The following is a 12585-nucleotide window of genomic DNA, read 5'->3' on the forward strand; positions in this document are numbered from 1 at the left end:
CTTTATCGTATAGTATGCAAGGCGTAAACTGCACCTAAATGTTATACATGCGGGAGCAAATCATGACACACCCAATCATTTCAGACTTACAACGCCGTTATACAAGTAAACGTTACGACGCTTCAAAACAAATTAGCCAAGCAGACTTAACTGTAATTTTAGAAGCATTACGCCTGTCGCCATCGTCTATTAATTCTCAACCATGGAAATTTGTGGTAATTGAATCAGAGCAAGGTAAACAGCGTCTGCATGATAGTTTTGCAAATAAGTTTCAGTTTAACCAAGTTCATGCAAAAGCGGCATCACACACCATTTTATTTGCTTATAACCCAAGCTATAAACGTGCTGATTATGAAAAAGTAATTGATGCCGATATTGCTAATGGCCGTACAAAAGCTGAAAACAAAGAGCAGGCTTTTGGTGCCTTCGCCTTTGTTGATTTAAATACAGATGAGCAAGGTGATAACGCCGCTTGGACTAAAGCTCAAACCTACATTGCATTAGGTAATACCATGCACACAGTGGCTCGTTTAGGTTTAGATTCAACACCGATGGAAGGTGTCGATAAAGACTTACTCGGTGAGCTATTCGCTGATGAGTTAGGTGGTTATGTATGTGAGGTGGCACTCGCTATTGGTTATCACGAGCCAGAGCAAGATTATAATGCTGCATTACCAAAATCGCGTTTAGATAAAGATGCGGTAATTACTGTAGTTTAAAGCGTAAAGATTATGCAGGCTTGGCCTGCATAATTGTTATTTAAGGTCAGTCTTCACAACCACATTACTCGCCATACCTTCACACAAATCTGCTGTTATTGTGGCAACAGCACCATTAATTAATGCTAAATTAGGGGCTACGTGGCCAATGTCGGCATCAACGATAACTGGGAACAAATTGCCTTTAAATGCAAGTTCTATTGCTTGGTATTCATCGAAGTAGCAGTCGTTATTAATTGCAGGGCTGCGGCCAAATACCACAGCATTTACATCAGTAAAAACATCATTCAACTTTAACGATAACAAACAACGTGCAAGGGCCATCGGACTAAGCTCTGCATTTTCTAGGTATAAAATTAACCCCTCTGGTGCATACTGTTTTTTAAACTCATGCAATGCATAGTAATTTGAGGGTAGCAACAGACCTAACGTATCTAAACAACCGCCAATTAATCGCCCAGACACTTCAATTTGGCGTTTATCTTTATAGTTAATACATCGCCATTGGCTAGGAGCAGTATAGTCAAATTGAGCCTCTGGCTTAGCTTTATAATCAATTGGCTTTTGCTGATAAAATGGCGACGCGACTTGATGGAGTTGCTGTTTTTCTTCAAGCGACATGGCACTGAATATATTTGCTAAATAAACATCGGGATCCTCAGGGTGAATTTGCATTAAATTTGCAGCGTGCAAAGTTGCCCAGCCACAACGAGTTGTTAATGCACATGCAAACGTGCTGATATCAGAAAAGCCAACCAACCACTTAGGCCTTGCTTTACTTATCGCATTGAAATCCAGAAGAGGTAAAATTTCCATAGTAAGATCACCGCCCCATGGCGGCATAATGGCTGCGATTGAATCATCAGTTAAATACTGCATTAGCTCATCAGCACGTTGCTTTGCACTGTTGTGTGACTGACGTAAGCAGGCACCTTCAATAACAGTAAAACCTTTGGCTGTTAAGCCATTAAGTACTATGTCTAAGCGCTCATAAAAGGCTTTATCAACACCAGATGAAAAAGCACATATGGCTATTTTATCACCTTGCTCAAGCGGTTTAGGATACTGAATTTTCGCCATTATTACTCCTTCATTACGACTGTCTTGTAGCCAACGTACCGAATAAATTCACGGCTGTAAACAGGCATAAAAAAACCGCAGTATGAACTGCGGTTTTTCTCAATGCTTGGTTAAGCTACTAAATATACTCAACTTCAATGATTTCGTACTCTACTTCACCGTTTGGCGTTTTAATGATAACGGCATCATCTACCTCTTTACCAATTAAACCACGCGCGATTGGTGAGTTAACAGAGATCAGATTGTTTTTGATATCTGCTTCGTCATCGCCTACGATTCGGTATTTTACTTCAGCATCGGTTTCAACATTAACGATAGTAACCGTTGTGCCAAAAATAACTTTACCTGTGTTAGGCATTTTAGTTACATCAATGATTTGCACATTTGAAAGCTTCGCTTCAATTTCTTGAATACGGCCTTCGCAGAAACCTTGTTGCTCACGAGCAGCATGGTATTCAGCGTTTTCTTTCAAATCACCGTGCTCACGTGCTTCAGCGATATCAGCAACGATTTTTGGACGGGTAACTGTTTTTAATTCGTTAAGTTCTTCGCGCAGTAATGCTGCACCACGAACTGTCATCGGAATTGATTGCATATTATTCTCACTTAATCCCAAGGGCGATTGCCTCGCCCTTGGCACATTTCCTTAGTTCATTCGCTGATGTAGTTCCTGAACTGACGTCACCTTGCTACGGTCGTCTGCTTGGTTTGCAGTACAGTTAGCAAATGCCGCGTTCAGAGTCGTTGTGTAGTTAGTCTTATGCTGTAACGCACCACGACGTAACACCTTCGAATCTTCAATCGCTTGGCGGCCTTCAGTAGTGTTTACAATGTAGCTGTATTCACCATTTTTAATTCTATCAAGAATATGAGGACGACCTTCGTATACTTTATTCACGCGACGAACTGCAATGCCTGCTTCTTCAAGTGCTTTTGCAGTGCCACCTGTTGCATCTAACTCGAAACCAAGATCAGTCATGGTTTTAGCTAGTTCAACGATACGTGGTTTGTCACTGTTGCGTACCGATAGTAACGCGCGACCACCGCGTGGTAAAGTGTTGCTTGCACCTAATTGTGCTTTAGCGAATGCTTCGGCGAAAGTTTCACCAACACCCATTACCTCACCCGTTGAGCGCATTTCTGGGCCACGGATTGGGTCAACACCTTGGAACTTAGCAAATGGCAGTACCACTTCTTTTACGCTGTAGTAAGGAGGGATTACTTCTTTTGTAATACCTTGGCTTGCTAGCGACTGACCCGCCATACAACGTGCTGCAACTTTAGCAAGTGCAATACCTGTCGCTTTAGAAACAAACGGTACTGTACGCGCAGCACGAGGGTTTACTTCGATTAAGTAAACTTTACCGTCTTTCACAGCAAACTGAGTATTCATCAGACCTACTACGCCAAGCTCTAGTGCCATATCAGTCACTTGCTTACGCATTACGTCTTGTACTTCAGCAGTTAGTGAGTGAGCTGGTAATGAACACGCTGAGTCACCTGAGTGAACACCTGCTTGCTCAATGTGCTCCATGATACCACCGATGATTACTTGCTCACCGTCACAGATAGCATCAACGTCAACTTCGATTGCGTTATCTAAGAAGTGGTCAAGTAGTACTGGCGCTTCATTTGACGCTGATACTGCTTCTGTCATGTAACGACGTAAATCGTCTTCATCATAAACTACTTCCATTGCGCGACCACCTAATACATATGAAGGACGTACAACAAGTGGGAAGCCGATTTCAGCAGACTTAACAATCGCTTCTTCTAAAGAAGTAACCGTTGCATTCTCTGGTTGAAGAAGATCTAGACGCTCAACAAGCTGTTGGAAACGCTCACGGTCTTCTGCACGGTCGATTGCATCTGGTGAAGTACCAATAACTGGCACACCATTCGCTTCAAGTTCACGAGCAAGTTTCAGTGGTGTTTGACCACCGTACTGAACGATAACACCTTTTGGCTTTTCAACGCGTACGATTTCTAATACATCTTCAAGCGTGATTGGCTCGAAGAATAAACGATCAGATGTGTCGTAGTCAGTTGAAACAGTTTCAGGGTTACAGTTAACCATAATTGTTTCATAGCCGTCTTCACGTAAAGCTAATGCTGCGTGAACACAACAGTAATCGAATTCGATACCTTGACCGATACGGTTAGGACCACCACCGATTACCATGATTTTATCTTTTTCAGATGGGTTCGCTTCACATTCTTCATCATAAGATGAGTACATGTAAGCTGTGTCTGAGCTGAACTCTGCAGCACACGTATCAACGCGCTTATATACAGGCACGATATCTAACTGGTGACGCTTCTTACGAATTTCTGCTTCAGAAACACCGGCAATTTCAGCGATACGCGCATCAGCAAAACCTTTACGCTTAAGCTTGCGTAAAAACTCAGCATTTAAACCAGCCATACCTACTTCGCTGATTGTTGCTTCGTCTTTTAAGATGTCTTCGATTTGTACTAAGTACCAAGGGTCAATCTTAGTTAATTCGAATACGTCTTCTACGCTCATACCGTGACGCATTGCATCAGCAACGTACCAAATACGCTCAGCACCTGGCTCACGTAATTCACGGATGATTTTTTCTTTTGCTTTCGGATCATCAAGGGCAACAATTGGGTTAAAGCCCGTTGCGCCTACTTCAAGACCACGTAATGCTTTATGCAGTGACTCTTGTTGGTTACGACCAATTGCCATCACTTCACCCACAGATTTCATCTGTGTTGTTAGACGGTCGTTTGAACCTGCGAATTTTTCGAAGTTAAAACGTGGGATCTTAGTAACAACGTAGTCAATTGACGGCTCGAAAGACGCTGGTGTTTTACCGCCAGTGATGTCGTTTTGTAGCTCATCAAGCGTGTAACCTACTGCTAGTTTTGCAGCGATTTTCGCAATTGGGAAACCCGTTGCTTTTGATGCTAGTGCTGAAGAACGCGATACACGTGGGTTCATCTCGATGATAACCATACGGCCATCAACTGGATTCACACCAAACTGTACGTTTGAACCACCTGTTTCAACACCGATTTCACGAAGTACCGCCATCGATGCATTACGCATGATTTGGTATTCTTTATCAGTTAGTGTTTGCGCAGGAGCAACCGTGATTGAGTCACCAGTGTGAACACCCATAGGGTCAAAGTTTTCGATAGAACATACGATGATACAGTTGTCGTTTTTGTCACGAACAACTTCCATTTCGTACTCTTTCCAACCGATTAATGATTCATCGATTAAAAGTTCATTTGTTGGTGATAAATCTAAACCACGCTCACAAATTTCATCAAATTCTTCTTGGTTGTATGCAACACCACCACCGGTACCACCCATAGTGAATGATGGACGAATGATACATGGGAAACCGATACGGCTAAGTACATCGTGTGCTTCTTCCATTGAGTGAGCGATTTCTGCACGCGGACACTCAAGGCCAATGTTCTTCATTGCTACGTCAAAACGCTCACGGTTTTCAGCTTTATCGATTGCATCAGCAGTTGCACCGATTAACTCAACACCGTGTTTTGCCAGTACGCCGTGCTTATCTAAATCAAGTGCACAGTTTAATGCTGTTTGACCACCCATAGTAGGCAGTACTGCATCTGGCTTTTCTTTTTCAATGATTTTCTCTACCACTTCCCAGTGAATTGGCTCGATGTACGTCGCATCCGCCATTTCAGGGTCAGTCATGATAGTTGCAGGGTTCGAGTTTACAAGAATTACTCGAAAGCCTTCTTCTCGTAGTGCTTTACACGCTTGTGCACCAGAGTAGTCAAATTCACAAGCTTGACCGATTACGATCGGGCCTGCGCCTAAGATAAGAATGCTTTTTATGTCGGTACGTTTTGGCATTGTTACTCCGGTTAAATTAGTTAGAACGTGCTTGCATCAGGTCGATGAAGTGGTCAAATAATGGCGCCGCATCATGTGGACCAGGGCTTGCTTCAGGGTGACCTTGGAAGCTAAATGCAGGCTTATCTGTGCGGTGAATACCTTGTAGCGTGCCATCGAATAATGATACGTGAGTTGCACGTAAATTCGCTGGTAATGTTGCTTCGTCAGCTGCGAAACCGTGGTTTTGCGCTGTGATCATTACAACATTGCGGTCAAGGTCTTTAACTGGGTGGTTACCACCGTGGTGACCAAACTTCATTTTCACCGTTTGTGCACCTGAAGCAAGTGCAAGTAATTGGTGACCTAAACAGATACCAAAAATTGGCGTGTCTGTTTCTAGGAAAGTTTTAATTGCTTCAATCGCGTATGTACACGGCTCAGGGTCGCCTGGGCCATTTGATAAGAAGATACCGTCTGGGTTTAATGCCAGTACGTCTTCTGCAGATGTTTGTGCAGGAACAACGGTTAATTTACAACCGCGGTCAACTAACATACGTAAGATATTACGTTTAACACCGAAGTCATAAGCAACAACGTGGAACTTCTCGTCTGCTGCTTCTAGCGTTTTAAAGCCTGAACCTAACGTCCAGCTTGATTCGCGCCACTCAAAATTTTCCTTGGTTGAGACAACTTTTGCTAAATCCATGCCTTTTAAGCCTGGGAAGGCTTGCGCAGCTTCAAGCGCTTTATTCTCATCTAACTCGTCGCCTGCAATGATACAACCATTTTGAGCGCCTTTATCACGTAAGATACGTGTTAATTTACGAGTGTCGATGTCAGCAATACCTAAGATATTGCGTTCTTTTAAGTAATCACTTAACGATTGCTCGTTACGGAAATTACTTGCTAGCAGTGGCAAATCACGGATCACTAGGCCTTTAGCCCAGATTTGACCCGCTTCTTCGTCTTCGCTGTTAGTACCCGTATTACCGATATGTGGGTACGTCAAAGTTACGATTTGTTCCGCGTATGAAGGGTCAGTCAAAATTTCTTGATAACCAGTCATAGACGTATTGAATACTACTTCACCGACTGACATGCCGTCAGCGCCGATTGCAGTACCGCGAAACACTGTGCCGTCTTCTAGGACTAACAGAGCGGATTTAGTCAAGTTAACCTCCTAACAGTAAAAAACGGGAGTAAAGTCATTTGCTCTACTGCCCGTTTATAGCGATTGGAAACACGCATTTATGAATTTTTGGCAAATTGGCGCTATTCTACAGTAAATTAGCATTCAGATCTAATCTTAATTAATAAAATAGTAAAAATAAGCGTTATTAACTAAAAATTCACTGAAACTGCCAAAAAAGAAACTAAACTACTTCAAGTCAAGCACATCTTGCATGTCATAAAGTCCAGCTGGTTTATTTTTCAACCAGCCCGCAGCTCTTACAGCACCTAATGCGAAGGTCATTCTTGAACTTGCTTTATGAGTTAATTCTAGCCTTTCGCCAGAAGTTGCGAAATATGCGGTGTGTTCACCTACTATATCTCCGCCTCTCATGACTGAATAACCGATTTCATTTTGCGATTTTGCGTGTTCGTCATTGCTTCTATCAAAACGCGCGACTTCATCATGCAGCCAACCTTTTGCCTCGGCAATAGCTTCACCAATTGCCAATGCAGTTCCTGATGGCGCATCGATTTTGTGACGATGGTGGGCCTCAAATATTTCGATATCCATATCATCGCCAAACTTCACAGCCGCAGTCTGCACTAAGTTAAGCAGTAAATTCACACCTACGCTATAGTTGCGGGCAAAAACAATCGGAATGTGTTTCGCCGCTTCATGAAGCGCATCAAGATCATCTTGGTTAAGGCCCGTAGTACCAATAACCATGGCGATATTTTTTTCGACCGCTATTTTTAAATGGTTGCGCATTCCTGCCGGTAAAGTGAAATCAATCAATACATCTGCATCTTTTACGTCTGTTTCTTTACTAAATGATACATCTGCTGATGCAGCGCTATTTAATTGATTAACCGCAATATCTAAAAGTGGCGAGTTATCACGCACGTACGCGCCCGTTAATGTTGCGTCATCTTTTTTTGAGACAGCTTCTAAAAGTGCAAGTCCCATGCGGCCGTTTGCGCCAAATACACCTATGCGGTTCATATAGTTACCTTATCTATTCTTCTTAGCTGGCTGGATTTTATCGAAAACTCATGTAATAGTCAGGTTAGCTTATAAAAAATACAGAGCTAATTTTAGATTTATTAATAGAACAACAATAATAACAGATAGTCTTTGCATTTAGCCATCTATACATTTAAACTTCTTCCTTTGCGCCGATTTGGTCTTTGGCTTGCGGGCGCTGTTGTTGTCTTTTAGACACAACTAAATACAGCTAAAAGAAGTGTTTGGCTGTGTTATTGGTTATCTAACGAGGAATATGATGCAGCCATCATTTAATAAAACAAAAGCAAAACTTTCTTTGCTGCCGCTTTTGGTGTTTGTCGGCTTATTTTTAGGCGCTGGCTTATACTTACAGTCTCAAGGTGTCGATTACGCCTTCTATCAATTGCCTGCTCCTGTTGCAATTTTGCCAGCCATCATGCTGGCGTTTATCTTAAATAAAAATACCATCAACCACAGTGTTGAAACCTTTATTAAAGGTGCTGGCCATAGCAACATTATCACTATGTGTTTGATTTATCTGCTGGCAGGTGCGTTTTCTGCGGTTGCTGGTGCGACCGGTGGTGTTGATGCCGTAGTTAATGCCGGTTTATCACTTATTCCACCTGCTCTGTTACTACCAGGGTTATTTTTAATTGCTGCGGTAGTGTCGACTGCGATGGGTACTTCAATGGGTACTATCGGTGCGATTGGCCCGATTGCTTATGCCGTCGCCCAAAAAACAGGCATTGATCCATCTCTGATGGCAGGCACGATTGTATCAGGTGCCATGTTTGGTGATAACTTATCAATCATCTCTGACACAACTATTGCTGCAACCCGCACGCAAGGCTGTGAAATGAAAGATAAATTTCGTGAGAACTTAAAAATCGCCTTACCTGCTGCGGCATTAACTATCGGCTTGTTATTCTTCTTAACGCCTGCAGCAGAAGCTGTAGAGACACAAGACTTCGATATCTTACTAGTATTACCTTATGCCTTTATCTTAGTGCTCGCGGTAATGGGCTTTAACGTATTCGTGGTGCTGTTTAGCGGTATAATCTTCGCTGCACTTATGGGCTTTACTGGCAGCTATGAAGGTGCAAGCTTTGTAAAAGATGTTTATAAAGGCTTTACTGATATGCAGGAAATTTTCTTGCTATCGATGTTTATTGGCGGTCTTTCAGAGTTTATCCGTATTAATGGTGGTCTTGATTATATTGCTAACAAAATTCAGGCAATTACAAAAATCATTGCAAAATGGCACCGTAAAGTAGCAGATCAATTAGGTATTGCTGCACTGGTTATGACTAGTAACTTATGTATTGCCAATAATACCGTATCTATTATTGTTGCAGGCCCAATTGCTAAAAAATTAGCAGATGATGGCGAAATTACAGGCAAGCGTTCAGCAAGCTTACTTGATATTTTTGCTTGTGTTACGCAAGGCTCATTGCCGTATGGCGCACAAGCACTTCTACTCGGCGCAACATTCAAAATTAGCCCATGGGAAGTCTCTACCTCTTCTTACTACTGCTTTATTCTTGCCTTTACTGCCGTTGCAGTAATTTGCTTACGCAGAAATAAAGCATAAGTTAAATAATTTTTCTCAAGATACGCCCAAATATGGGCGTATCTGCTATAATCCAACCTTTGTATCCCCCTTTACACCATCAATATTGAGATATGAACTTGAAAAAGATCCTTTCTGTTGCTGCGCTTTGTGCAGTAAGTACTTCGAGCTATGCCGCTAATTGGAGCTCTACGCAATTACACGTTAATAACGGTGAACACAAAAACCCGTTTTCATTAACTAAGTCAAATACCACGGTTGTATCACTACAGCATGCCTCTGGTTATGACTATGGCGACAATTTCTTTTTTATTGATTACAGCAATGACGACCGTCAAGATGGCTATCAAGATAAAGACTTTTACGGCGAGTGGTATTCAACATTTAGCTTATCAAAAATCTCTGGCAGTGATTTTTCATACGGCGCAATTGCTGATGTGGGTTTAACGGCAGGTTTTAATGCCGCAGGTGACTCGAAAGTTCTTAAGTATTTACCTGGTGTAAAGCTTAGCTGGCAAGCACCGGGCTTTAGCTTTTTATCTACTTTATTTACCGCTTACATCGATGACAGTGAAGGCGTAGCACGCGGTGGTGCACCAACTGAAACAAACAGCTGGATGATTGATGTTGCTTGGGGCTACCCATTCACTATTGGCTCACAAAAGTTCAACGTAACAGGCCATGTTGAATATATTGCAGAGCGTGAAAATGAATTTGGTGAAGACGTTAAAGCATGGATTTTAGCGCAGCCAATCATCACCTGGGATTTAGGTCACGCAATGAGCATGAAAGAAAATACGCTACTGCTAGGCCTTGAATGGCAATATTGGCACAACAAGCTAGGTACAGACACAACTGAGTCAGTACCACAACTTCACGTTGAGTGGACGTTCTAATAAGCTGAAAGCTGAAAGCTGAAAGCTGAAAGCTGAAAAATTAAAGCCTGTAGTCATCACTGAGTACAGGCTTTTTTTAATTTCTATAGATACTCTTTACAGTTTACACTGTGGGGTTTTGCCTTTTGCTTTAGCGGCTTGCTGGGCTTTTAATGCATCCGACATATGCTTTTGTAGCTCTTTAATACGGTTACCTGGTGCAGGGTGAGTCGACATAAACTCTGGGGTACCGCTACTACCAGCTGCACTCATATTTTGCCAAAGCGACACTGATTGCTCTGGGTTAAACCCTGCTTTTGCCATTAAATCTAAGCCAACAATATCTGCTTCTGATTCATGTGAGCGGCTAAATGGCAAAACAACACCATACTGTGCGCCTAAGCCTAAGGCTTGCATTATTTCGCCGCGATATTGCACATTCCCCATATCAAGTGCTGCACCACCAACTTGCAGACCTGTTTGTAACAATGCATTTTGTGATACACGTTCATTAGAATGCTCAGCAATAACGTGTGCAACCTCGTGACCTAGTACCGTTGCCAGTTGGTCTTGATTTACAGCAACTTTTAATAAACCTGTATGAACGCCAATATAACCCCCCGGTAATGCAAATGCGTTTGCTGAGTCTTCTTCAAACACAACAACTTCCCAAGACTGCTTTGCATACTCATTAGGTAAAACGGCAATAACATCATCGGCAATACATTTCACGTAAGCATTGACGCCAGGGTCGGTATTAACAGGCTGTGTTTTTTTCATTTCAGCAAAGCTTGCTTGACCCATTTGGCTCATTTGTTGGTCTGAATAAAGCGCGATTTGTGTACGCCCTGTTGGAGAGGTTTTACAGCCAGCTAAAACAGCGGTGGCTAACACTGCCATGATTAACTTTTTCATACTAGTCCTTCAAATACTTAGTGTAATTGTGGCTAATATAGCAAAGCATTGCTTAATTTTATATGAAAATGAACAATCACCCGCTCAGTTGTTATCATTTAGTTAATTCTTTTACTTAGCAGGCAAACTAAGTTCACCACAGTAACTCACACTGCTACAATAGTGACCTAATGTTTGATGAATGAGTAAACAATGCCTTCCCCTGAAACTTTAAATAAACGCATTTTATTACCTTTACTGGCAAGTATTGTCGCAATTACGCCTTTAGCAATTGATTTATATTTACCGGCGATGTTGGTGATTGCCAACGACTTACAAACTACCATGCCAAATGTGCAAATCTCGCTCAGTATTTATTTGGCGGGTTATGCCCTGGGTATGTTGTTCTTTGGCCCGATAGCCGATGAGCTTGGTAGGCGATTACTCGCTAAGGTGGGTTTAGCGCTATTTGGCATCAGCTCATTAGCACTGGCATTTTGTACCAACATCGAATTATTTTGGTCTTTAAGAGCCGTGCAAGCATTCACTGGCGCTGCTGCAACCGTCGTAGTGCCGGGTATTATTCGCCACATTTACCGAGAGAACACCGCCAAGGGCATGTCTTATGTCTCGATGATTATGATGGTTGCCCCGTTAATTGCCCCTACTCTAGGCTCATTAATCATGGGAATTTCGACATGGCAGGTCATTTTCATCGCATTAGCTGCTTATAGTTTTGCCATTTTAGCTTTGGTGCAAATTCATTTAATCGATATTCCAATCTTTAAGAGTCAGCAACGTGGTTTGGCACTGTTCTTTAATAGTTATAAAACGGTATTTTCTCGTCGTAGTGCCCTTGCCGATATTGCCAGTTCAATGTTTGCCTCATTCGCATTCTTTTGCTTTTTAACATCGGTACCTTATGTATATCTCGATTTCTTCAAAGTAGATGAGCAATTGTTCGGTGTGTTATTCGCCTTTAACGTGCTGGCTTTAATGTTCGGTAACTTTATGAATACACGTTTAGTGCCGCGCTTGGGTTCTCGTAAACTGTTATTTATTGGGCTAGGTATTGGCTTTGTGTCTGGCGGGGCATTGTTGTTATTCAGTGTGATGCATTTATCGCTGTATTTTATCGTTGCCACCATCGCACCACTGATGATGAGCTTGGGTATTGTCGCGAGTAATGCAGACTCATTAATACTGATGCAATTTGAGGAAAAGTCAGGCACTGCAACAGCTGTTATTGGTACCCTGAGATTCGGCAGTGGCGCTTTAGTTGGGCCTATCCTTGCTTTTGTTCACCCACAAAGTGCGATTCCATTTTCTGCTATGATGTTCAGCGCACTGATACTGATCTTGCTTGTACAGCTTTTGCATCGAAAACGATACCAATCGACTTAAATATTGAACACAATTGT

At 42.2% G+C, this 12585-nt stretch carries 10 protein-coding genes; 4 read left to right on the forward strand and 6 right to left on the reverse strand.

Annotated elements, in window-relative coordinates:
- Positions 1-62 precede the first annotated feature (62 nt).
- Positions 63-719, forward strand: a complete 657-nt coding sequence (locus AN213_RS00360; RefSeq protein ID WP_055197431.1) for a nitroreductase family protein — start codon at positions 63-65, stop codon at positions 717-719.
- 36 nt (positions 720-755) lie between these two features.
- Here the strand turns inward: AN213_RS00360 and AN213_RS00365 are convergent, their stop codons facing one another.
- The 5 genes from AN213_RS00365 to dapB all read right to left on the reverse strand — a co-directional run bounded on the left by AN213_RS00365 (position 756) and on the right by dapB (position 7822).
- On the reverse strand, positions 756-1799 hold the full coding sequence (locus AN213_RS00365) for a S66 peptidase family protein (protein WP_055196795.1): 1044 nt from the start codon (positions 1797-1799) through the stop codon (positions 756-758).
- Positions 1800-1917: 118 nt separating this feature from the next.
- Positions 1918-2394, reverse strand: a complete 477-nt coding sequence (greA, locus tag AN213_RS00370) for a transcription elongation factor GreA (protein ID WP_054561700.1) — start codon at positions 2392-2394, stop codon at positions 1918-1920.
- A 51-nt stretch (positions 2395-2445) separates the two neighbouring features.
- Positions 2446-5664 carry a carbamoyl-phosphate synthase large subunit gene (gene carB / locus AN213_RS00375; protein ID WP_055020806.1) on the reverse strand — a complete coding sequence of 1073 codons (3219 nt, stop codon included), beginning with the start codon at positions 5662-5664 and terminating at the stop codon, positions 2446-2448.
- Between the two features lie 16 nt (positions 5665-5680).
- Positions 5681-6817 (reverse strand): glutamine-hydrolyzing carbamoyl-phosphate synthase small subunit, encoded by a 1137-nt coding sequence (gene carA, locus AN213_RS00380; protein ID WP_055020805.1) that lies wholly within the window; start codon positions 6815-6817, stop codon positions 5681-5683.
- 207 nt (positions 6818-7024) lie between these two features.
- Positions 7025-7822 (reverse strand): 4-hydroxy-tetrahydrodipicolinate reductase, encoded by a 798-nt coding sequence (gene dapB, locus AN213_RS00385; RefSeq protein ID WP_055196797.1) that lies wholly within the window; start codon positions 7820-7822, stop codon positions 7025-7027.
- A gap of 280 nt (positions 7823-8102) precedes the next feature.
- On the opposite strand from dapB, the gene AN213_RS00390 reads away from it, so the two are divergent.
- Complete coding sequence (locus AN213_RS00390) at positions 8103-9416, forward strand: Na+/H+ antiporter NhaC family protein (protein WP_054561704.1); 1314 nt, start codon at positions 8103-8105, stop codon at positions 9414-9416.
- A 92-nt stretch (positions 9417-9508) separates the two neighbouring features.
- Positions 9509-10291 (forward strand): outer membrane protein OmpK, encoded by a 783-nt coding sequence (locus AN213_RS00395; protein ID WP_054561705.1) that lies wholly within the window; start codon positions 9509-9511, stop codon positions 10289-10291.
- Between the two features lie 96 nt (positions 10292-10387).
- Here the strand turns inward: AN213_RS00395 and AN213_RS00400 are convergent, their stop codons facing one another.
- The gene (locus AN213_RS00400; protein WP_054561706.1) at positions 10388-11185 is read right to left on the reverse strand and encodes a M48 family metallopeptidase; all 798 of its coding nucleotides are present in this window, start codon (positions 11183-11185) and stop codon (positions 10388-10390) included.
- A gap of 192 nt (positions 11186-11377) precedes the next feature.
- Here AN213_RS00400 and AN213_RS00405 point away from each other — a divergent pair, with 192 nt between their 5' ends.
- On the forward strand, positions 11378-12568 hold the full coding sequence (locus AN213_RS00405) for a Bcr/CflA family efflux MFS transporter (protein ID WP_054561707.1): 1191 nt from the start codon (positions 11378-11380) through the stop codon (positions 12566-12568).
- Positions 12569-12585 lie beyond the last annotated feature (17 nt).

Origin of the sequence: Pseudoalteromonas sp. P1-8 (assembly GCF_001399985.1) — a bacterium.
Taxonomy (GTDB): domain Bacteria; phylum Pseudomonadota; class Gammaproteobacteria; order Enterobacterales; family Alteromonadaceae; genus Pseudoalteromonas.

What these genes read in the sequence shown, in the direction of transcription:
- dapB (WP_055196797.1), bottom strand. Translation starts at nt 7,822, where the DNA reads ATGAACCGCATAGGTGTATTTGGCGCAAACGGCCGCATGGGACTTGCA.
- AN213_RS00360 (WP_055197431.1), top strand. Translation starts at nt 63, where the DNA reads ATGACACACCCAATCATTTCAGACTTACAACGCCGTTATACAAGTAAA.
- AN213_RS00400 (WP_054561706.1), bottom strand. Translation starts at nt 11,185, where the DNA reads ATGAAAAAGTTAATCATGGCAGTGTTAGCCACCGCTGTTTTAGCTGGC.
- AN213_RS00405 (WP_054561707.1), top strand. Translation starts at nt 11,378, where the DNA reads ATGCCTTCCCCTGAAACTTTAAATAAACGCATTTTATTACCTTTACTG.
- AN213_RS00395 (WP_054561705.1), top strand. Translation starts at nt 9,509, where the DNA reads ATGAACTTGAAAAAGATCCTTTCTGTTGCTGCGCTTTGTGCAGTAAGT.
- carB (WP_055020806.1), bottom strand. Translation starts at nt 5,664, where the DNA reads ATGCCAAAACGTACCGACATAAAAAGCATTCTTATCTTAGGCGCAGGC.
- greA (WP_054561700.1), bottom strand. Translation starts at nt 2,394, where the DNA reads ATGCAATCAATTCCGATGACAGTTCGTGGTGCAGCATTACTGCGCGAA.
- AN213_RS00390 (WP_054561704.1), top strand. Translation starts at nt 8,103, where the DNA reads ATGCAGCCATCATTTAATAAAACAAAAGCAAAACTTTCTTTGCTGCCG.
- AN213_RS00365 (WP_055196795.1), bottom strand. Translation starts at nt 1,799, where the DNA reads ATGGCGAAAATTCAGTATCCTAAACCGCTTGAGCAAGGTGATAAAATA.